Origin of the sequence: Pseudomonas sp. G.S.17 (assembly GCF_038096165.1) — a bacterium.
In the GTDB taxonomy this organism is placed as follows: Bacteria; Pseudomonadota; Gammaproteobacteria; order Pseudomonadales; family Pseudomonadaceae; genus Aquipseudomonas.
The window spans coordinates 5,991,911-6,012,434 of the sequence record NZ_CP151076.1; the positions used below are offsets into that span (position 1 = coordinate 5,991,911).

The following is a 20,524-nucleotide window of genomic DNA, read 5'->3' on the forward strand; positions in this document are numbered from 1 at the left end:
AGCAAAAAAAGTGAATGTGGGACGTTACCACTCGAATATTTTCCACGAAGGAATCAGCATATCCGGCTGGTCTGAACGAATGAAATTGGCGTCAGTGCCATCGGCGCGCACCAGAAAATAAGGCTTGCCGCCCTTTGGCGTGATTTTGATTGCATACAGAAATCCGTTCTGGCGGTACTCCTGGATGGTCTTGTCGCCTTCGGTGCGGATCGTTACATCTGGATCTGCCGACGGTGCATCGTCCGCAGCAACAGCAATCAGCGGGCAGAATGCAAACAGGCCCGCCAGCAACAAGCGATTTGTCGTACGCATGATAACCTTGTCCCTTTGTCGTCAATGGTCCGCGCATTCTAGCGCCGACCCCGCCGAAAAGGTTGATTCTGCTCATGAGCCAAGCGCCCCTCGTCCTGGTGGACGGTTCTTCATACTTGTATCGCGCCTTTCACGCGCTGCCACCGCTCGCTACGTCCAAGGGCCTGCCAACCGGCGCGGTCAAAGGCGTGCTGAACATGCTCAAAAGCCTGCGTCGGCAATACCCGGAAAGCCCTTTCGCAGTGGTTTTCGACGCCAAAGGCGGCACATTTCGCGACGATCTCTACGCCGAATACAAAGCCAATCGGCCCAGCATGCCGGATGATCTGCGCGTGCAGATTGATCTGCTGCACGCCTGCGTCAAAGGCCTGGGTTACCCGCTGTTGTGTGTCGACGGCGTCGAAGCGGACGATGTGATCGGCACGCTGGCGCGCAGCAGCGCGGCGGCAGATCGTCCGGTGATCATCTCCACCGGCGACAAGGACATGGCGCAGCTGGTCGACGGCCACATTACGCTGGTCAATACCATGACCGGTAGCGTGCTGGACGTGGCTGGCGTGAAGGAGAAGTTCGGTGTCGGTCCCGAGCACATCATCGATTATCTGGCGCTGATGGGCGACAAGGTCGACAACATTCCGGGCGTTCCCGGGGTTGGCGAAAAAACCGCGGTTGGCCTGCTGGTCGGCGTTGGCGGCGGTCTGGTTGAGCTGTACGGCAACCTTGAGGCCGTGGCGGCGCTGCCGATTCGCGGGGCGAAAACCCTGGCGGCCAAGCTTGAAGAACACCGCGCCATGGCATTTCTGTCCTACGAGCTGGCGACCATCAAGATCGACGTGCCGCTGGACATCGAACTCGACGCGCTGCACTGCGGCGAACCGGACCGCGAAGCCTTGCTGGAGCTGTACGCCGAGCTGGAATTCAAAAGCTGGATTGAAGACCTGCATCGCGATGCACAGCGTGCCGGGCTGGAAGTCGCCATCGCCGAAGCACCGCCGACGAGCGAAACCCAGTACGAAACCATCCTCGAACAGGATCAGCTCGACGCGTGGCTGAAAAAGCTCAACGCAGCCAAGCTGGTCGCCTTCGTCACCCAGAGCAACGGTCTGGATGCGCAACGGGCGCAATTGGTCGGCCTGTCGTTCGCGGTGCAGACCAACGAAGCCGCTTATATTCCGCTAACGCACTCGTACATGGGCGTGCCGCAGCAGCTGGATCGCGACCATGTGCTCAAGCAGCTCAAGCCGCTGCTGGAAGACCCGAGCAAGATCAAGGTCGGCCAGCACGCCAAGTTTGACATCAATATTCTGGCCAACTGCGCCATCGACGGCGATCAGAGCCAGGGCATTACCGTGCGCGGCCTGGTGTACGACACCATGCTCGAATCCTACGTGCTGGATTCCACCGCGACGCGGCATGACCGGGAAAGCCTGGCGCTGAAATACCTCGGCCATACCACCACCGCCATGCAGGCCATCGCCGGCAAGGGCGTGAAGCAGCTGACCTTCGACCAGATTTCCCTGGAGCTGGCTGCGCAATACGCCGCCGAAGAAGCCGACGTGACCTTGCGCTTGCATGAGGCATTGCAGGAAAAGCTCAACGCAATTCCGAGCCTGCTGCCCGTGCTCAATGAAATTGAAATGCCGTTGGTGCCGGTTCTGGCGGGTATCGAACGCCAGGGCGCGCTGGTCGATGCGAAATTGCTCGGCATCCAGAGCGTCGAGCTGGGCGACAAAATGATCGCCCTTGAGCGTGAAGCGTTCGAGATCGCCGGGGAAGAATTCAACCTCGGCTCGCCCAAGCAACTGGGGGTGATTCTCTACGAAAAACTCGGCATGCCAATCCTCAGCAAAACCGCCAAAGGCCAGGCATCCACGGCCGAAGCGGTGCTGGCGGAACTGGCCGAACAAGGCTTTCCGCTGCCGACCGTGCTGATGCAGTACCGCTCCATGAGCAAGCTGAAAAGCACTTACACCGATCGTCTGCCGGAACAGATCAACCCGCGCACCGGGCGTATTCACACGTCTTACCATCAAGCGGTGGCGGTGACCGGACGCCTGTCTTCCAGTGATCCAAACCTGCAAAACATCCCGATCCGCACCGCCGAAGGCCGCCGGATCCGGCAGGCGTTCGTTGCGCCCAAAGGCTACAAATTGCTGGCGGCGGACTATTCGCAGATCGAGCTGCGCATCATGGCGCACCTGGCCAAGGACGAAGGGTTGCTGCACGCCTTCCGCAACAACCTCGACGTGCACCGGGCGACGGCTGCCGAGGTCTTCGGCGTCGAGCTTGAAGGCGTCACCACCGACATGCGCCGCAGCGCCAAGGCGATCAACTTCGGCCTGATCTACGGCATGAGCGCGTTTGGCCTGGCCAAGCAGATCGGCGTCGACCGCAAGCAGTCGCAAGCCTACGTGGATCGCTACTTCGCCCGTTATCCCGGCGTGCTGGCCTACATGGAGCGCACGCGCACCCAGGCCGCCGAGCAGGGTTTCGTCGAAACCATCTTCGGCCGTCGCCTGTACCTGCCGGACATCAACGCCAAGAACCAGGCCCTGCGCAAAGGCGCCGAGCGCATGGCGATCAACGCGCCGATGCAAGGCACCGCCGCCGACATCATCAAGAAAGCCATGGTCGCGGTGAACGGCTGGCTGAACGAATCAGGCCTGGACGCGCGGGTCATCCTGCAAGTGCACGATGAACTGGTTCTGGAGGTTCGCGAGGATCTGGTGGAGAAGATCAGCGAGCAGATCCGCACACACATGAGCGGTGCGGCGCAACTGGATGTGCCGCTGCTGGTTGAAGTGGGTGTCGGCAACAACTGGGACGAGGCGCACTGATAGCGGGTGTTCAGACCGAGCGCGCGCACGCTTACGTTGCGCACTCGGGTCTGCCGGCTCTACCTTTTGTCCCTTTGCCCGGATGGACAGCTTCCCGGACAAGTCCGGTCCTACCCGATCTACACAAACGGTAGGAGGGGACTCGTCCCCGAAGAGGCCGGTTCTGCCAAAACGCAATCTGGCTGGAGAATTTCAGCGGGCCAGGAACTTAAGCCATGAAAATCGAGTCAGAGTTCTCGATTGGCAGCGAAGCCGATCAATGCTCCTAGTTGTGTTAAGTGTTGGCAGATATTCAGACCCCACCCTAAAGGTCTGAAAACTTAGACCCCAGACTTCCCCTCCCCATACGAAGTCCGGGGTTTTTTTTGCCTGCGCTTTTTTACTGAGCAGGCTGAGCAGATTCGGCCGGAGCCTTGTCTTCCAGCTCCATCCAGCCGGCCAGCACGGTGTAGGCGTCTTCCAGGCCCATGCGCTTGGGGGCCGAGAACAACTGGATACTCACCGCATCGCCCCAACCCTTGCGGATATCGGCCTGAACCTTGAGCAGAACGTTCTTCGCGGCGCCGTAGGTCAGCTTGTCGGCTTTGGTCAGCAGGATGTGCATTGGCATGTGACTGGCAATCGACCAGTCCAGCATCAGCAGGTCGAAGTCGGTCATTGGATGACGGATGTCCATCATCAGAATCAGACCCTTCAGGCTTTCGCGGCTGCCCAGATAGGCTTCCAGGTGGCGCTGCCAGTGGAGCTTGAGCGGGATCGGCACTTTGGCGTAGCCGTAACCCGGCAAGTCGACCAGGCGACGCTCGTCGTCCAGCTTGAAGAAGTTCAACAGCTGAGTTCGGCCGGGGGTTTTCGAAGTACGAGCTAGACTGGCATGAGTCAGGGTGTTCAGCGCGCTCGATTTGCCCGCGTTGGAGCGCCCGGCGAAGGCGACTTCAAAGCCTTCGTCGTCAGGGCACTGATCGACTTTGGCTGCACTGAGCATGAAGGTGGACTGTTGGCACAGGCCGAGGATGGGATTCTTGAGTTGCATGTGATTTCCGGTGAGGGCGGTGCCTGCAAGGGGTGCGGCAAGAGGTGTCGTTTCCGTTTCAGTAGCGCCAGTATATAATGCCGCAGATTTTGTGTGTGCTTTGTCCTGAGAACAGGGCCAAGATCACAACCTGAGCGAGACATATCGATGCGCATTAGAACGCAGTCCGCTTTGAACCTGAAAAGGTTTTGTTAAGTATGAAGGCTTTGGAGTTGCCTGTGTCCGGTAGTTCAAAGCGATGCCGCCGCGTGGATTGTGCAAGGACAGCAGTAGCGAGGATTTGCGAGCCTTCATCTTCGGATGAGCGAGTCATCTCCTACATAACTTTTCACCTTTAGCCGATTTGGATTACCTGATGAACAAAATACTCGTGAGTCTGCTGTTGACCTTGGGCATCTGCGGTGCGGCGCAGGCTGCTGGTGAGGTTGGAAATCCTGCCGCTGGCCAGACCAAAGCCGCCATGTGTGGCGCCTGTCATGGCCCGGACGGCAACAGCATGGCCCCGAATTTCCCCAAGCTGGCAGGCCAGGGTGATCGTTATCTGCTCAAGCAGCTGCACGAAATCAAGGACGGCAAACGCGTCGTCCTGGAAATGACCGGCCTGCTGACCAACCTCAACGATCAGGATCTGGCCGACATCGCGGCGTATTTCGCCAGCCAGAAAGGCAGCGTTGGCGCTGCCGATCCAAAACTCGTGGCCCAGGGTGAAGCATTGTTCCGTGGCGGCAAGCTGGATCAAGGCATGCCCGCCTGCACCGGCTGCCACTCGCCTAATGGCGTCGGCAACGCACAGGCCGGCTTCCCGCATCTGGGTGGCCAGCATGCCGACTACATCAAGAAACAACTGGTCGCTTTCCGCGAAGGCGACCGCACCAACGACGGCGACACCATGGTCATGCGCTCCATCGCGGCCAAGCTGAGCAACAAGGATATCGACGCGCTGTCGCAATATATCCAGGGCCTGCATTAAGCAACCCGTTGGCGCGGGCCAACGCCTTCGCGGGCAAGCCTCGCTCCAACAGAGTCTGAGGCGCTCAGCCGAAAGATCTGAGTAACCCGTTGGAGGCTTGCCCGCGAATCGGTCACTGCGGCAAGCCTGACACACCGCGTTACCCTTCTTTGCAGGCGAGCATCGCTCCGATGGGTTTTCAACTGAAAAAGGGCAGCTTCGGCTGCCCTTTTTTATTGTCGCCAGCGTTACACTAGCGAACTCGCGCCCACCCGTCCGGTCCAAAGCCGGTCGTTTGAAGGCGACTCAAAATCTGTCTCAGGAGTAAAGCATGCGTAATCTGATCCTCAGCGCCGCTCTGGTTGCCGCCAGTTTGTTCGGTATTACGGCGCAAGCAGCCGAGCCCATCGAAGCAGGCAAGCAGTACATCGAGCTGAGCAGCGCCGTCCCGGTTTCCGTGCCAGGCAAGATCGAAGTCGTGGAAATGTTCTGGTATGGCTGCCCGCATTGCTATGCCTTCGAACCCACCATCAATCCATGGGTGGAAAAACTGCCTGCCGACGTTAACTTCGTGCGGATCCCCGCCATGTTCGGTGGCCCGTGGGATGCTCACGGCCAGCTGTTCATCACCCTGGACACCATGGGTGTAGAGCACAAGGTTCACGCAGCAGTATTCGAAGCGATCCAGAAGGGCGGCAAGCGTCTGACCGACAAAAATGACATGGCTGACTTCGTCGCCACTCAAGGCGTAGACAAGGAGCAGTTCCTGAAAACCTTCGACTCCTTCGCTGTAAGAGGCAAGATCGCCCAATACAAAGAACTGGCCAAGAAGTACGAAATCACGGGCGTACCCACCATGATCGTCAATGGCAAATACCGTTTCGACCTGGGTTCCGCAGGTGGTGCAGAGCAAGCCCTGCAGGTCGCCGATCAGCTCATCGCCAAAGAGCGAGCGGCCAAGTAAGCGGCGCCTGCCATGCGGCGCTGGAGAACGGAACGGATCGTTGGCCTGCACGACCCCAGGGTCAACGAACACCATGTACTGGAAAGCGGCTTGCCGGCCGATGGTCGGCTGCGCTTGCTCAGCTTCAACATTCAGGTCGGCATCAGCACTGAGCGTTATGGTCATTACCTGACCCGAGGCTGGCAGCATTTGCTGCCTCATGGTGGCCGCGCCGGCAATCTGCAGAAGATCGGCGATCTGTTGGGCGACTTCGATCTGGTCGCCCTGCAGGAAGCTGACGGCGGCAGTCTGCGCTCTGGCTACGTCAATCAAGTGGAACACCTGGCCCAGCTCGGTGCTTTCCCTTACTGGTATCAGCAACTCAATCGCAACCTCGGACGCTTCGGCCAGCACAGCAATGGTGTGCTCAGTCGCTTGCGGCCGACGGCCATCGAAGACCATCCGCTGCCGGGCCCCGCCGGGCGTGGCGCGATTCTGGTGCGCTTCGGCGAAGGCGCGGACGCGTTGATCGTGGTCATGATGCATCTGGCCCTCGGCGCACGTACCCGAACCCGGCAACTGGCTTATATCCGCGAGTTGATCGGCGACTATCGCCATCAGGTGCTGATGGGGGACATGAACACTCACGCCCTGGACTTGCTGCAAAACTCGCCGCTGCGCGACCTTGGCCTGCTGGCGCCGCAGATCGAAGCGACGTTCCCGAGCTGGCGACCGCAGCGTTGCCTTGATCACATTTTGCTCAGCCCGACTCTGACCCTGGAGCGGGTTCAGGTTCTGGCTCAGCCGATCTCGGACCACCTTCCGGTTGCCGTAGAAATTCGTCTGCCCGCGTCCATGACCCAGGATTCTCTACCGGTAGCCAGCACGGCCAGTGGCGAGCCCATTGCATGAGCGATGAAGCGCAGCGCTGGAAAGAAAAGTACCTGACGGGCATCGAGCAGCAAGACAAGCTCGAAAAACGTTGGGAAGCTCGCCTCGATCTTCTGCGTCGCGGTCTGGTGCGCAGCAGTCTGGCGGCGGAAGGCTCGGACCGCGCGGTCGACCAGTGCATGAAGGAAATGCGCGAAATCGTACGCAAGGACGACATGGACGCTGGCCTGGCCGCGCTTATTCCGCGCCTTGAAAAAGCCGTGCTGGATTCCGAGCAACGCCGGGAAGTCCGTGCTGGCCAGATCAGTACCGCGTTGACTGCCCTGGTTACGCAATTGCAAGCATTGCCGCTGCCCAAGGATGTACGCAAGCCGCTGAAGAAATTCGCCAAGGATCTCGAAGAGCGCGCCTCCCAATCGCGGGAATTGCCGTTGTTGCTGGGGGAATTGAGCGGCCTGCAAGGTCAGGCGCTGACATTGATGGACAAGCCCGAAGAGGCGTCACGCCCCGGTTTGTTGCAGCGCCTGTTTGGCGGCCATGAAACACCCAATGACGCTGCGCCGCTGGCCCCTGAACACATACAACATCCCGCCACAGAGCATTATCAGCCTGAGCAACACCAGGTCGAGCCCGTTGCTGCACCCGATCAGGTCCTGGCGTCGGAGCCGAAATCTGAGCCTGAGCGTGTCGATGTGCAGGTTCAGCATCAGCCAGACGAAACCGACTACACGGCGCAAGCGCCGCTTGCCAAAGCGTTGTCGCCTGTTGTCGCCGACGTCTTCGAACCGGTTGCTGAATCGCCCGTGCAGCTCGATGCGCCTCAGCCGCTCAGTGAGCCGCCAATTCCCGTAGCTGCCGTAGCGGTTGAGGCCTTTGCGATCAAGGATCTGCTCACGCCCACGCCATCTGTACCTTTCGAGCAACTGCCTGAAGCTGCGATTGAAGCGCCTTCCGAGGAAGAAGTTGAAGTTGAAGTTGAAGTTGAAGGTGACGATGAAAGCGATGAGCAAGCACTCGACGAAGAGGGTGTTGGTTTTGCACTCCCCGCCTCGCCCGAACCCAGTTATAGCTCGGTGGCCGCTCACATCGAACAGACGCTGCTGGGGCTGCTCGATGATCTGACGCTTCCAGAACACCATCGACCTCAGGCCGAGGCGATGCGCAAGCGGCTGGAACATGGCCTTAACTGGTACGAACTGCTGCCGATCCTCGACGATCTTGCCATATTGATGCTGGCCATTACTGACACCGGCCAGCATGAGTTCGAAATCTATCTCAAGCAGCTGAACGAGCGTCTGGAGTCGTTTCAGAGCAACCTTCAAGCGGCGAGCGCAGGTTATGCCGACAACCAATCGGTCTCCCGCGACCTGAACAGCCAACTCCGCGAGCAGGTCGACGGCCTGCAAAGCAGCGTGCAGGACGCTCCGGACCTGTCCAGCCTCAAGCGCGTGCTTGAGAACCGACTCGAAGGCCTGCTGAGCACGATGGATCAACATCAGGTGCAACGCGATGCGCGCGAACAGGAAGTCGCCGAGCGCCTGCACAGCCTGGCAACTCGTGTTGCGACCATGGAACAGGAAGCCTTGGGATTTCGAGGTCATCTGGAAGAGCAACGACAGAAAGCACTGATCGACCCGCTCACCAGCCTGCCCAATCGTGCAGCCTGGGGCGAGCGTCTTGAGCAGGAAATGGCCGAATGGCAGCAGCACAAGAACAGCCTGTTGGTGTGCATGCTCGACCTCGACCACTTCAAGCGCATCAACGATGGCTTCGGCCATCTGGCGGGCGACCGGGTGTTGAAGATCATTGCCACGGTGCTGAAAAAAAGGCTGCGCAGCAGTGACTTCATCGCGCGCTTCGGCGGTGAGGAGTTTGTCTTGCTGTTACCCGCGACAGCGGTCAGTACCGGGCTAACCCTGCTCGACAAGCTGCGCGCTGCGGTCGAACTCTGCCCGTTCCACTTCAAGGGCGAGCCGGTGACCGTCACCGTTTCAATGGGGGTCACGGCATTTCGCGCGGGCGAGCGTAGCGATGTAGCGCTCAAGCGTGCCGATCAGGCGTTGTATCGAGCCAAGGAAAACGGCCGCAACCGGATCGAACAAGGGTGACCGATTGCTGCTGTAATAAGCGTTATTGCCGCAGTACGTTATGCTCACCCTTTAACTGCCAGCGTGTGCCGATGTTCATGAAGCTGTTTTTCCCTGCCCTGTTACTCCTCACGCTGACGGCCTGCACCAGCGGGCCGCGATTCGACACCAGTCATGCTTCGGTGAATTTCGACAATCGCGTGCAGTTCGTGGTGGTGCATTACACCTCGGCGAACCTTGAGCGCTCGCTGTCCTTGCTGACCCACGGTGAAGTCAGCAGCCATTACCTCATCGGCGATACACCGCCGACCATTTACAAGCTGGTCGATGAATCCGCACGGGCCTGGCATGCCGGCGAAAGCGAGTGGGAAGGCCGAACCTGGCTCAACTCAAGCTCGATCGGCATTGAAATCGTCAATCCGGGTTTCAGCGACACGCCCACCGGACGCGTCTGGTATCCGTACACCGAGGGCCAGGTTCAGGCGCTGATCGTGCTGCTCAAGGATATCGTCAAGCGCAATCACATCGATCCTCGACACATCATCGGCCACAGCGATATCGCGCCGTTGCGCAAGCTCGATCCAGGCCCGTTGTTCCCCTGGAAGCGACTGGCCGCAGAAGGTCTGGGTATCTGGCCCGACGAAAGACTCGTTGCCCAGGAGCAGGCGTTATTGATGGACGCCTTGCCGAGCATTTCCTGGTTTCAGCAACAACTGGCGCGCCTGGGATATGAAACACCGCAGACCGGCGAGCTGGACGTCGCCACGCGTCACGTCATCGCAGCCTTTCAGATGCACTATCGCCCCGAACGCTTCACGGGCGATCCGGACGCCCGCACCGCCGCGCTGCTCAAGGTACTCAATCGGTCCAAATGACAATTTTCGCTCGATCGTCCATTTAGGCAGGCGATTTTCTGGCTTGTTGCTAACCTGAAGGGTATTCATCCGGATACCCACCGATGCTTGATGCGGCAATACCCTTTCGTTTGAACCTTTACCGCCCATGGCTGATGGCATTGCTTGCAGCCCTTTTGAGTGCGGTCTTATTGCTATGCGGCAGTTTTGCCCTGGCGATCCATCAAGCCCGGCAGAATGAAAGCGAACAGATGAAAGCCCAGGGCGAGCGGTTTCTGGTTCGCCTTGAACAGCTGTTCGGCCAGTTGCGCACCGGCCTGGACCAGCTCGAAGCGCAGCCTTTACGTCACTGCACGCCGCAAATGGTCGATCGCTTGCGCCAGGTCATCTCCAGCTATCGCTTCATTTATGAAGCAGGGTTCGTCGGTGACCGAAGCCTGTGCTCCAGTTGGCCGCTCAACAGCAAACTCGGCACGCCGCGCGAACCGGACATTCGCGGGCCGACTTACGATTATTGGCTCAATACCTCGGCCCAGCCGGACGATAACCTTGCGGCGCTGATGATGGGGCGCGGCGATTTCAGGGTTACCACGTCTCGCGGACACCTCACTGATGTGGTCGACCTGCCTGCAGGCGGCAGCTTGTTGGTGGTGCTCAATCACGGCAGCAAGGCAGTCACCGTTCTCGGACCGGAGCAATCCTGGCCGCCTACGAAGAACTGGTCTTCCGCCACCGATGAAACGTTGCTCACCACCTCTTCGCGGCTGATTTACCGAATGCCCACGCAAAGTCCCGAATACCAACTGGTGCTGACGACGCCACGCAGCGGGCTCCAGGAAAAAATCGCCGGAGCCTGGTGGCTGCTGGTCCCCGTCAGCCTGCTGGTTTCCCTATGCATTGGCCTGCTGGTGCTGCAACTGGCTCGCCAGCGCCAGTCGCTGGGCGGTGAATTGCAGGGTGCGCTGCGGCGCAGCGAACTGAAGGTTTTATTTCAGCCGATCTTCGATCTCAATACCCGCCTTTGTGTCGGCGCCGAAGCCCTGGTGCGCTGGCGCAGGCCCGACGGCACGCTGACCAGTCCCGACCTGTTCATACCGCTGGCGGAAAACACCGGCCAGATCCGACAGATCACCGACTTTGTCCTGCAACAACTGCTCGAACAACTCGGCCCGCTGCTGCGCGCCAACCCGCAGCTGTATATTTCCGTGAACCTGGCGGCGTGCGACGTCATGGCCCCACGAATTGGGCGAGTAACGGCTCGCTTGCTGGCTCAGCACAGGGTCGCCGCACGACAGATTGCCTTTGAAGTCACCGAGCGCGGGCTGATCGATGTGGTCGTGGCGCGCAATCACCTGCAAGGGCTGCGCGACAAGGGCCATCAGGTGTTGATCGATGATTTCGGCACCGGCTATTGCAGCCTTGCCTATCTGCAAACCCTTCCCGTGGATTGCCTGAAAATCGACAAGGCTTTCATTGACGCCCTCGGCCATGACGCGGCCAGCAGCGGTGTCGCCCCGCACATCATTCGCATGGCCCATGCGCTGCAATTGCGGGTAATTGCCGAAGGCATCGAATTCGAATCCCAGGCGCAACTGCTGCAGAGCGAAGGCGTGATCTACGGCCAGGGCTGGCTCTTCGCTCGACCGCTGACGGCCAGCAAGTTTACTGAACTGGTCACCGGCGGCCGACGCAGCACAGGGCGTCGAGCGGAAGATGTGGCGTAAATCGCCGCTCGCACCTTCGCTAGAGCGAGGCTTGCTGTAGGACTGTTGTAGGACTGGCTTTAGCCGGGAGGGCAACTGATGTCCTCGCGACTAAAGTCGCTCCTACGGCTGCTCCTACGGCCGATTCGCGAGCAAGCTCGCTCCCACAGGTATCTCATATTCCGTGGGAGCGAGCTTGCTCGCGAAGAATTTGACGCGGTATTCCTGATGAGCCGCATCAGCCCAATTCGCGGGCAAGTCTCGCTCCCACAGGTATCACATATTCCGTGGGAGCGAGCTTGCTCGCGAAGAATTTGACGCGGTATTCCTGATGAGCCGCATCAGCCCGATTCGCGAGCAAGCTCGCTCCCACAGGTATCTCATATTCCGTGGGAGCGAGCTTGCTCGCGAAGAATTTGACGCGGTATTCCTGATGAGCCGCATCAGCCCAATTCGCGAGCAAGCTCGCTCCCACAGGTATCACATATTCCGTGGGAGCGAGCTTGCTCGCGAAGAATTTGACGCGGTATTCCTGATGAGCCGCATCAGCCCGATTCGCGAGCAAGCTCGCTCCCACAGGTATCTCATATTCCGTGGGAGCGAGCTTGCTCGCGAAGAATTTGACGCGGTATTCCTGATGAGCCCCATCAGCCCGATTCGCGGGCAAGCCTCGCTCCCACAGGTATCTCATATTCCGTGGGAGCGAGCTTGCTCGCGAAGAATTTGACGCGGTATTCCTGATGAGCCGCATCAGCCCAATTCGCGGGCAAGCCTCGCTCCCACAGGTATCTCATATTCCGTGGGAGCGAGCTTGCTCGCGAAGAATTTGACGCGGTATTCCTGATGAGCCGCATCAGCCCAATTCGCGGGCAAGCCTCGCTCCCACAGGTATCTCATATTCCGTGGGAGCGAGCTTGCTCGCGAAGAATTTGACGCGGTATTCCTGATGAGCCGCATCAGCCCAATTCGCGGGCAAGCCTCGCTCCCACAGGTATCTCATATTCCGTGGGAGCGAGCTTGCTCGCGAAGAATTTGACGCGGTATTCCTGATGAGCCGCATCAGCCCAATTCGCGGGCAAGTCTCGCTCCCACAGGTATCTCATATTCCGTGGGAGCGAGCTTGCTCGCGAAGAATTTGACGCGGTATTCCTGATGAGCCGCATCAGCCCAATTCGCGGGCAAGTCTCGCTCCCACAGGTATCTCATATTCCGTGGGAGCGAGCTTGCTCGCGAAGAATTTGACGCGGTATTCCTGATGAGCCGCATCAGCCCGATTCGCGGGCAAGCCTCGCTCCCACAGGTGTCCCGTCAAAGCGGCAACGCCATGTAAAACTGCGTGCCCTGCCCCGGCCGGGAATAAACGCCCATGCGGCCGCCATGCAGTTGCACGATTTCCTTGCATAGCGCCAGGCCAAGTCCGGCGCCGCCTTTCTTGCGGCCGACCTGGACGAACGGTTCGAAAATGCGCCCCTGCTGGCCATAGGCAATACCTTCGCCATTGTCCTCGACGCTGATGATCACCCGCTCGCCGTGGCGCCGGGCCTGGAGGCGGATCAGGCCTTTCTCCGGTGTATGGCGGATGGCGTTGTCGAGCAGGTTATCCAGCACCCGCTCCAACTGCGCGCGATCGCCATTCAGCTCCGGCAGTTGATCCTCGACTTCCACGGTCAGCACGATGTCCTGCTCCCCGGCCCGCTCTTCAAAGCGCAAGCGCGCCTGCTCGAGCATTTCGTCGACCGAGCACGGCTCCAGCGTCAGCTTTTGCAGACCATTCTGATAACGGGAGAAGTTCAGCAGGTCGTTGATCAGCTGCATCAAGCGCTGCATTTCTTCGTTGACGGTGTTGAACAGGTCAGCTTCGCGGGAATCCTCGGCGAAATGCACCCGCTCCTGAAGCAGGCCGAACGCCATGTGCATACCGGTCACCGGCGTGCGCAGTTCATGGGAGGCGCGCAGCACAAACTCGCTGCGCACTCGTTCGAAGGCGCGCTGTTCGGTGACGTCGTGCAGCACCATCACCGCGCCCAGAATGTGGCCTTTGGTATGGCTTACCGGCGTCAGGCTGTAGGTCAGCAAGCGGGTTTCGCCGTCGATCTCAATGGACAAGTCTTCCGGCGCCCGCTCCAGCGTGCCGCCGCGCAGGGTCAGATACAGCTGTTCGTCCAGCTCGGGACGCTGCAATGCTTCGCCAAGGCCCTGGCCCAGCCTTTCCTCGTCCCAGCCGAGTTGGCGCTGGGCAACCGGATTAAGATGCTCCAGGCGGCCCTGGCGGTCGATCATCAACAAGCCGTCATCGATGCTGTCCAGCACCGCCTGCAAGCGTTGCTGGCCGGCGAGCAGTTCGTCGACATTGGTTGCCTGATGCTGACGCAACGCTTCAGCCATCACGCCAAACCGGCGAGTCAGCAGGTTCATTTCTGCCGCTGAAGAAATCGGCAGCGTGACCTCGAAATTGCCTTGGCCGATTTTGTCGGCGGCCTTGGCCAATGCCTCGATTGGCGCGCCAAACCGCCGCGCGATGCCGTGAGCAGTAATGAACCCGATGATCAGCACGGCAATGCCCACCAGCCCCAACAACCCGGCCACCCACAACGCCCGATCCCGGGAATGGGTTTCGGCCTCGCTGATATTGGTCAGGGATTGTCGATGGGCGGCCAGCAAATTGTTGCGCAGAGTGTTGAAACGCTGGCTCAGCTCCGAGTTGTCGCGCAGGCCCCGAGGGTCTTCCCGGGTTTGCGCATACGCTTCAAGGAATTTCTGATAATCAGCGCTGGCGTCCTTGAAACCATTGTTCGTTTCGTACTGCTCATCGTGCTGAATGCCCTGCACCAGCAACTCGCGAAATTGATCCTGAGTCGCCTTGAGGGCCGTGGGCTCGGGCGCCTCGTTGAGCATCATGACCAACTGATCGCCGAGGTTCTGCCGCAGTTTCAAGCCGATATCCAGCGTCACGAAGTTCTGCTGAATCAACGACTCCTGCGACTTGGCCATCTGCATGACGCTGACCAATCCCAGCATCAACCCCAATAACGCAACGGTTATCAAGGCAGAAATGCTGAGGAACAGGCGAGTCCGCAACTTCATCGCCAATTTCATGGGCGGCGATTCATAGGTTGTACTGCTTGCGTTTTCGGTAAAGCGTCGAGGCATCAATGCCCAGCGTTTTGGCCGCCGCGTCCAGGGTTTCGCTGGTTGCCAGCACTGCGCCGATGTGAGCTTTTTCCAGCTCATCCAGGCTCAGCGCCGCGCCAACGCGTGGAGCATTGCTGGTAGGTTGCTCAGCCATGCCCAAGTGGCTGATTTCAACGCGCTCTTGCGGGCAAATGATACTGGCGCGCTCGATAACGTTACGCAGCTCGCGAATGTTGCCGGGCCAGCGATAGTTGAGCAGCGCGGCCCGCGCTTCTTCGCTGAAACCGCGAGCGGGACGGGCATATTCCTTGACGAAGCGCGCCAGGAAGCGATCGGCCAGGGTCAGGATGTCTTCGCTGCGTTCGCGCAATGCCGGCAAATGCAGGGTGATGACGTTCAGGCGGTACAGCAAGTCTTCACGGAAACGTCCGCTGCGCACCATGTCTTCCAGATTCAAATTGGTCGCGGCAAGAATGCGCACGTCGGCGCGGCGCGTGACGGGATCGCCCACCCGCTCGTATTCCTTGTCCTGAATGAAGCGCAGCAATTTGGGTTGTAACGTGAGCGGAAAATCGCCGATCTCGTCGAGAAACAGCGTGCCGCCATCGGCCTGATTGACGCGACCCAAGGTGCTTTCGCTGGCCCCGGTAAAGGCGCCTCGGCTGTGACCGAACAACTCGCTTTCCATCAGCTCTGCGGTCAGCGACGGACAGTTGATGGTCACGCAGGACTTTTTCGCGCGCTTGCTCCAGCCGTGAATGGCCCGCGCCAGTTCGCCCTTACCGGTGCCGGACTCGCCCAGGATCAGGATGTTCGCGTCGGTATTGGCCACTTGCCGGGCGGTTTCCAGGATCGCCATCATCGCCGGGCTATGGGAATCCAGGCCGTCCTTGGGTTTGCGCACTTCGCCTTCCAGCGCTTCGAGCCGCGCCGATAACTGGCGGACTTCCAGTTGCTTGGCCGTGGCCAGGCGCAATTGGTCGGGGCTGCAGGGCTTGACCAGATAATCGGCGGCACCCGCCTGAATGGCATCCACCGCAGTATCGACGGCCGAGTGCGCGGTGACGATCACAACCCGCATCCACGGCGCCTGGATACGCATTTGCGCCAGAACATCCAGGCCATTGTCTTCGCCAAGTCGCAAATCCAGAAAGCACAGGTCGAACACCTGGCGTTGCAGCAACGTTTCCGCCTGCGCTGCGCTGTTGGCGGTCGCGACGCTGTAGCCCTCATCTTCCAGGCAATAACGGAACGTGCGAAGGATCGCGGATTCGTCATCCACAAGCAGAATACGGCCCTGATTCTCAGTGGCTGCTTCCATTTTTCCTACGCTCCTAAGTGAATTGTCTTGGGTTAGTCTCAGAATAATCGGGCAAGTTGCATGGTTAATTCTGATTGATTCGGCGTGCTGCATGGTAACTGTCTACCACCTTAAACAGTAAGACGCTGAATTTGTTGAAAATTCAGTAGGAAAATTCGCTGGCATGGGCCTTGCGGGTTTCTTTGGCTTTTCGCCTCAGGCGATGAAATGAAATTTACGTACCGCAATTGATGGAGATGCGCTATGCACCCGCTGAAAAAGCTCGCTCTGGCCACCGCAACAACCACCGTGTTGGCGTTGAATCCGCTGCTTGCCAGCGCCGCCCAGCAAGATTTGCCCAGCCAATTGGCCGAAGCGCGGCAGGAAGGTTCGATCTGGACCGCCTTCGCGCTCAATCGTCACTTGAGCCCGTTCAAGATCGACGTCAACGTCGAACAGGGCACTGCCATTCTCAAAGGCAAAGTTGAAAACGAAGTGGATCGCGAGCTGGCGCAACGGATTGCTCTGGATGTCAGCGGTATCGATAAAGTCGATAACCAGCTGGAAATCGATGCCAACGTCGCCGCAGAACCTGGCGCCAAGGCCAATCTGGCGCAGAGTTTCGAGGACGCCACGCTGACCGCCACCGTGAAATCCAAGCTGCTGTGGAACAGCGTCACTGAAGCGCTGAACATCGATGTGAACAGCAAAGACGGCGTCGTCACCCTCAAAGGTCGTGCCACCAGCCCTGAAGCCAAGGAACTGGCCGGCAGCCTGGCGAGCAATACCAACGGGGTCACCACCGTCAACAATCTGATCAGCCTGAGCGCTCAGGATTCGATTGCTTCCAAGGTTCAGCCACCGTCCGCCAATCCTGTGGAACAGCTTAGCGATACCTGGATTACCAGCAAGGTGAAATCCAGCCTGATTTACAGCCGCAACCTCGACGGCCTGAATATCAAAGTGGAAACCAAGGAAGGACTGGTGACCCTCAATGGCATCGTCGCCAACTTCGCCGAGAAGGAATTGGCCGTGGAAACCGCGCGCAACATTCGCGGCGTCAAAGGCGTCAATGCCGACGCCTTGAAGGTCATGGCGCGCACTGCGGGCTGACCTGCGCAGCGCTTTGATCACCTGTGGACATCGTGCGTTCGTGCAGAACGCACGATGGCAAAGGGTCAATCGTGCAAGATGCTACTCACTCGCCGCGAATATCCTTTGTAAACAACTGATTTATATAGGTTTTACAAAGAATAAAAAGCTGGCATGCAGTCTGCACTACACCTCTTAACCCCAGCCGTGAATCTACCGGCTCACAAGATCAAGATTGAACGTCCACCACGGTGGAAGGAGCACTCGGATGAACAGCCAGCGTCTTGCACAACTGCGTATTTCGCCTCTGCACATTCAGCAAGGCTTGTTCGCCACCTTGGCACTCTTGGTCACATTGCTTTCGATCCAACAGTATCAACACTGGAGCAGCGCTCACGAAGCGACCCAGATCAAACAGCAGTTCACTCACAGCCAGTCCTTTTCCACGGTCAGCGTGCCGATGGTCAGGGACACTGCCCTGAGCTTGATGCCGGTAGATGGCAACGTGGAAGTCAGTGAAATGCCGCAGAGGCAAACCTGGGTTTTTTAAACCCGCCTTGCAGTGAACGCAGCACACCACATTATTTAAAACAGTAGTGAAGGAGAATCACCATGTTGAGTTGGGCAATCACGTTTCTAATCATCGCCATCGTCGCTGCAGTTCTGGGCTTCGGCGGTATCGCGGGCACCGCTACAGGTATCGCCAAGATCCTGTTCGTCGTGTTCCTGGTCATGTTCGTTGTGTCCTTCTTCTTTGGCCGTCGCGGCCGAGGCTGACACATGCGCGCTTCTCTCCACTCTCTGGCCGCCGCCCTGCTTATGGGCGGTAGCGCCATGGCAATGGCTGCCAATGATGGACAGACCCGGGTCAACGAGCTCTTGAGTTCCGCCCCCGAGTATCGGCAGACATGGATGGGCGTCGTGAAGAAGGAAGAGCGCTTGCCCGACTGGGTGATCAATCTTTCTGGTGTCTCTGAGCAACAGATGAATGCCGTTACGGAAGACGGCAAGCCTTATATAGTCGGGCCGCTGTGCGAAAAGGCTGACTCATGCCGCAGCGAGCGCTTGATCGTGGCGTACAGCCTCGACAAGCAGGATGCCTACGCGATGCTGGTAGATGTGCCTGCGGGTTTGCCCGCTGACAAATCGCCAACTCGCCATGCCACTTATCGTTTCCTGGGTAAACCGGACGAAGGCATGCAGGCTTTGCTGCAAGAGCAGCTGCGCAAGGACCCGAACTGGTACTGATTTAAAGACAGAAGAGCGCCCCTCTTGAGGGCTGCTCTTTTGAGCGCTGCGCAGTCCGATGACGACTGGCGCATGACCAAGGGGCCGGGATGCTTTGATTGTTCGGATCGAAGTGACCTAGGAGTACAGGGAGTACTTCCGCAAGGGCCGGGTCAGGAAAAACCGCAGCGCAAGTCCATGATTGGCTTCTCGAATAGCGTCGAGTGTCATTCCGGGACCTGCGTTGCGCTTTACCATTTCCGGGCTGTTCTGCCCGCGCGTCACATCGCCGCACGTCAGTCAAAATCTGTAGGAAATTTCCCCGCCCCAACCCTATATCCGCACTCGAAATCCTCCCCAATTCTGTAGGCCTATCGCGCCACAGGCGACGTATTAGCCACTTCCCAGCCGAATAACGGTATCTATCCGACGCTTTACGACACTTTCAGGCTAAAACGACATTATGCCTATTCGGCATGGGGTAGTCGTTTTCGGCATTAGACGGTGCGGCGTCCGGTGCTAATAGTTGCGCCTTTTTTCGCCCGCTACAGAGCCAGGATGCTCGTTTGCGGCGACCTTCTCAGGACAGCTCTAAAGGCATCCATGCCCTCGTAGCTGCTGTGGAAAGAGCAACGTCGAGCGCGTCGGTTTTAGAGATGTCCTAGCCACTTGAAAAAGGTAACGACATGAAGAAGGCAAAGCTGAGCCTGGCCTGGCAGATTCTCATTGGTCTGGTTCTCGGGATCGCGCTGGGAGCACTGCTTAACCATTTCAGCGCTGAAAAAGCGTGGTGGATAAGCAATATCCTGCAACCTGCGGGCGACATCTTTATCCGCTTGATCAAGATGATCGTCATTCCGATTGTCGTTTCTTCGCTGGTGGTGGGCATCGCCGGTGTGGGCGACGCCAAGAAGCTGGGTCGCATCGGCCTGAAGACCATCATTTACTTCGAAATCGTCACCACCGTCGCCATTCTGGTCGGGCTGGTGCTGGCCAATCTGTTCCAGCCGGGCTCCGGCATCGACATGAGCACGCTGGGCACTGTGGATATCTCGCAGTATCAGAAGACCACTGCCGAGGTTCAGCACGATCACGCGTTCATCGCGACGATCCTCAACCTGATCCCGTCGAACATCTTCGCCGCCATCGCCCGTGGCGACATGCTGCCGATCATCTTCTTCTCGGTGCTGTTCGGCTTGGGCTTGTCCAGCCTGCAGGCCGAAGTGCGTGATCCGCTGGTACGGGTTTTCCAGGGCGTTTCGGAAACCATGTTCAAGGTCACTCACATGATCATGAACTACGCGCCGATTGGCGTCTTCGCCCTGATTGCCGTGACCGTGGCGAACTTCGGTTTTGCTTCGCTGCTGCCGTTGGCCAAGCTGGTGATTCTGGTTTACGTGGCCATCGCCTTCTTCGCCTTCGTGGTATTGGGACTGATTGCGAAAATGTTCGGCTTCTCGGTCGTGAAGCTGATGCGCATCTTCAAGGACGAACTGGTTCTGGCGTACTCCACCGCCAGTTCCGAAACCGTGTTGCCCCGCGTCATCGAGAAGATGGAAGCCTACGGCGCGCCCAAAGCGATTTGCAGCTTCGTGGTCCCGACCGGTTATTCGTTCAACCTTGACGGTTCGACGCTGTATCAAAGCATCGCGGCTATTTTCATCGCGCAGTTGTACGGCATTGATCTGTCGATCGGCGCGCAACTGATGCTGGTCCTGACCTTGATGGTTACTTCCAAGGGCATCGCCGGGGTTCCGGGCGTTTCGTTCGTGGTACTGCTGGCGACACTGGGCAGCGCGGGCATTCCGCTGGAAGGCCTGGCATTTATTGCCGGCGTGGACCGCATCATGGACATGGCGCGCACAGCGTTGAACGTGATCGGCAATGCCCTGGCCGTCCTGGTTATCTCCCGCTGGGAAGGCATGTACGACGACGCCAAAGGCCAACGCTACTGGAACTCCCTGCCACACTGGCGCAGCAAAGACCCGTTGCCAGCGGGTAAGACGGCGTCTAACTGAGCGTTGCCGATATCCGGGATATTTGAACGCAATCCGTAGGACCGGCTTCAGCCGGGAGGGCAGTCTTTGCGGCACCGAGGTTGCGTCGAGCGACCGACGCCCTCCCGGCTAAAGCCGGTCCTACGAGCCGGTCCTACGGATCAATC

Annotated in this window: 17 protein-coding genes; 12 read left to right on the forward strand and 5 right to left on the reverse strand. The window is 58.8% G+C overall.

Annotation, left to right across the window (positions count from 1 at the left end; all coding sequences use genetic code 11):
* Positions 1–24 precede the first annotated feature (24 nt).
* On the reverse strand, positions 25–312 hold the full coding sequence (locus tag AABC73_RS27955) for a DUF2782 domain-containing protein (RefSeq protein ID WP_020293359.1): 288 nt from the start codon (positions 310–312) through the stop codon (positions 25–27).
* Between the two features lie 74 nt (positions 313–386).
* Here AABC73_RS27955 and polA point away from each other — a divergent pair, with 74 nt between their 5' ends.
* Positions 387–3,149 carry a DNA polymerase I gene (gene polA / locus AABC73_RS27960; RefSeq protein ID WP_341521777.1) on the forward strand — a complete coding sequence of 921 codons (2,763 nt, stop codon included), beginning with the start codon at positions 387–389 and terminating at the stop codon, positions 3,147–3,149.
* Between the two features lie 379 nt (positions 3,150–3,528).
* Here polA and yihA read toward each other — a convergent pair whose 3' ends face one another.
* Complete coding sequence (gene yihA, locus AABC73_RS27965; protein ID WP_341521778.1) at positions 3,529–4,182, reverse strand: ribosome biogenesis GTP-binding protein YihA/YsxC; 654 nt, start codon at positions 4,180–4,182, stop codon at positions 3,529–3,531.
* A gap of 355 nt (positions 4,183–4,537) precedes the next feature.
* Between yihA and AABC73_RS27970 the strand changes: the two genes are divergently transcribed.
* The 6 genes from AABC73_RS27970 (at position 4,538) to AABC73_RS27995 (ending at position 11,630) form a co-directional block, all read left to right on the forward strand.
* A complete protein-coding gene (locus AABC73_RS27970) occupies positions 4,538–5,152 on the forward strand; it encodes a c-type cytochrome (protein ID WP_065834613.1) in 615 nt (204 codons plus the stop codon).
* A 310-nt stretch (positions 5,153–5,462) separates the two neighbouring features.
* Positions 5,463–6,095 carry a thiol:disulfide interchange protein DsbA/DsbL gene (locus AABC73_RS27975; protein WP_341521779.1) on the forward strand — a complete coding sequence of 211 codons (633 nt, stop codon included), beginning with the start codon at positions 5,463–5,465 and terminating at the stop codon, positions 6,093–6,095.
* A gap of 12 nt (positions 6,096–6,107) precedes the next feature.
* Positions 6,108–6,986 (forward strand): endonuclease/exonuclease/phosphatase family protein, encoded by an 879-nt coding sequence (locus AABC73_RS27980; RefSeq protein WP_341521780.1) that lies wholly within the window; start codon positions 6,108–6,110, stop codon positions 6,984–6,986.
* Positions 6,983–9,073 (forward strand): diguanylate cyclase, encoded by a 2,091-nt coding sequence (locus AABC73_RS27985; RefSeq protein ID WP_341521781.1) that lies wholly within the window; start codon positions 6,983–6,985, stop codon positions 9,071–9,073. Before AABC73_RS27980 ends, AABC73_RS27985 begins: the two co-directional genes overlap by 4 nt.
* 77 nt (positions 9,074–9,150) lie before the next feature.
* On the forward strand, positions 9,151–9,927 hold the full coding sequence (locus AABC73_RS27990; protein ID WP_341521782.1) for an N-acetylmuramoyl-L-alanine amidase: 777 nt from the start codon (positions 9,151–9,153) through the stop codon (positions 9,925–9,927).
* A gap of 83 nt (positions 9,928–10,010) precedes the next feature.
* Positions 10,011–11,630 (forward strand): EAL domain-containing protein, encoded by a 1,620-nt coding sequence (locus AABC73_RS27995; RefSeq protein ID WP_341521783.1) that lies wholly within the window; start codon positions 10,011–10,013, stop codon positions 11,628–11,630.
* A 217-nt stretch (positions 11,631–11,847) separates the two neighbouring features.
* Here the strand turns inward: AABC73_RS27995 and AABC73_RS28000 are convergent, their stop codons facing one another.
* The 3 genes from AABC73_RS28000 to algB form a co-directional block, all read right to left on the reverse strand.
* Complete coding sequence (locus AABC73_RS28000) at positions 11,848–12,276, reverse strand: hypothetical protein (protein WP_341521784.1); 429 nt, start codon at positions 12,274–12,276, stop codon at positions 11,848–11,850.
* Positions 12,277–12,917: 641 nt separating this feature from the next.
* Positions 12,918–14,705 carry a KinB sensor domain-containing domain gene (locus AABC73_RS28005; protein WP_341521785.1) on the reverse strand — a complete coding sequence of 596 codons (1,788 nt, stop codon included), beginning with the start codon at positions 14,703–14,705 and terminating at the stop codon, positions 12,918–12,920.
* A 10-nt stretch (positions 14,706–14,715) separates the two neighbouring features.
* Positions 14,716–16,062: a sigma-54-dependent response regulator transcription factor AlgB gene (gene algB / locus AABC73_RS28010; protein WP_341521786.1), complete on the reverse strand. Its 1,347-nt coding sequence runs from the start codon at positions 16,060–16,062 to the stop codon at positions 14,716–14,718.
* A 243-nt stretch (positions 16,063–16,305) separates the two neighbouring features.
* Between algB and AABC73_RS28015 the strand changes: the two genes are divergently transcribed.
* From AABC73_RS28015 to gltP, 5 genes are all read left to right on the forward strand, one after another.
* Positions 16,306–17,154: a BON domain-containing protein gene (locus AABC73_RS28015; RefSeq protein WP_341521787.1), complete on the forward strand. Its 849-nt coding sequence runs from the start codon at positions 16,306–16,308 to the stop codon at positions 17,152–17,154.
* A 247-nt stretch (positions 17,155–17,401) separates the two neighbouring features.
* Positions 17,402–17,683, forward strand: a complete 282-nt coding sequence (locus tag AABC73_RS28020; RefSeq protein WP_341521788.1) for a hypothetical protein — start codon at positions 17,402–17,404, stop codon at positions 17,681–17,683.
* Between the two features lie 62 nt (positions 17,684–17,745).
* Positions 17,746–17,910: a DUF1328 domain-containing protein gene (locus AABC73_RS28025; RefSeq protein ID WP_002555679.1), complete on the forward strand. Its 165-nt coding sequence runs from the start codon at positions 17,746–17,748 to the stop codon at positions 17,908–17,910.
* A gap of 3 nt (positions 17,911–17,913) precedes the next feature.
* Positions 17,914–18,381, forward strand: coding sequence for an inhibitor of vertebrate lysozyme family protein (locus AABC73_RS28030; RefSeq protein WP_020293346.1), 468 nt, complete (start codon positions 17,914–17,916; stop codon positions 18,379–18,381).
* Positions 18,382–19,046: 665 nt separating this feature from the next.
* A complete protein-coding gene (gene gltP / locus AABC73_RS28035) occupies positions 19,047–20,378 on the forward strand; it encodes a glutamate/aspartate:proton symporter GltP (protein WP_341521789.1) in 1,332 nt (443 codons plus the stop codon).
* The last annotated feature ends 146 nt before the right edge of the window (positions 20,379–20,524 follow it).

Coding starts and splice junctions, on each gene's coding strand:
- AABC73_RS27955 (WP_020293359.1), bottom strand. CDS start 312: ATGCGTACGACAAATCGCTTGTTGCTGGCGGGCCTGTTTGCATTCTGC.
- AABC73_RS28030 (WP_020293346.1), top strand. CDS start 17,914: ATGCGCGCTTCTCTCCACTCTCTGGCCGCCGCCCTGCTTATGGGCGGT.
- AABC73_RS27970 (WP_065834613.1), top strand. CDS start 4,538: ATGAACAAAATACTCGTGAGTCTGCTGTTGACCTTGGGCATCTGCGGT.
- AABC73_RS27990 (WP_341521782.1), top strand. CDS start 9,151: ATGAAGCTGTTTTTCCCTGCCCTGTTACTCCTCACGCTGACGGCCTGC.
- algB (WP_341521786.1), bottom strand. CDS start 16,062: ATGGAAGCAGCCACTGAGAATCAGGGCCGTATTCTGCTTGTGGATGAC.
- polA (WP_341521777.1), top strand. CDS start 387: ATGAGCCAAGCGCCCCTCGTCCTGGTGGACGGTTCTTCATACTTGTAT.
- AABC73_RS28020 (WP_341521788.1), top strand. CDS start 17,402: ATGAACAGCCAGCGTCTTGCACAACTGCGTATTTCGCCTCTGCACATT.
- yihA (WP_341521778.1), bottom strand. CDS start 4,182: ATGCAACTCAAGAATCCCATCCTCGGCCTGTGCCAACAGTCCACCTTC.
- AABC73_RS28015 (WP_341521787.1), top strand. CDS start 16,306: ATGCACCCGCTGAAAAAGCTCGCTCTGGCCACCGCAACAACCACCGTG.
- AABC73_RS27985 (WP_341521781.1), top strand. CDS start 6,983: ATGAGCGATGAAGCGCAGCGCTGGAAAGAAAAGTACCTGACGGGCATC.
- AABC73_RS28025 (WP_002555679.1), top strand. CDS start 17,746: ATGTTGAGTTGGGCAATCACGTTTCTAATCATCGCCATCGTCGCTGCA.
- AABC73_RS28005 (WP_341521785.1), bottom strand. CDS start 14,705: ATGAAATTGGCGATGAAGTTGCGGACTCGCCTGTTCCTCAGCATTTCT.
- AABC73_RS27975 (WP_341521779.1), top strand. CDS start 5,463: ATGCGTAATCTGATCCTCAGCGCCGCTCTGGTTGCCGCCAGTTTGTTC.
- AABC73_RS27995 (WP_341521783.1), top strand. CDS start 10,011: ATGCTTGATGCGGCAATACCCTTTCGTTTGAACCTTTACCGCCCATGG.
- gltP (WP_341521789.1), top strand. CDS start 19,047: ATGAAGAAGGCAAAGCTGAGCCTGGCCTGGCAGATTCTCATTGGTCTG.
- AABC73_RS27980 (WP_341521780.1), top strand. CDS start 6,108: ATGCGGCGCTGGAGAACGGAACGGATCGTTGGCCTGCACGACCCCAGG.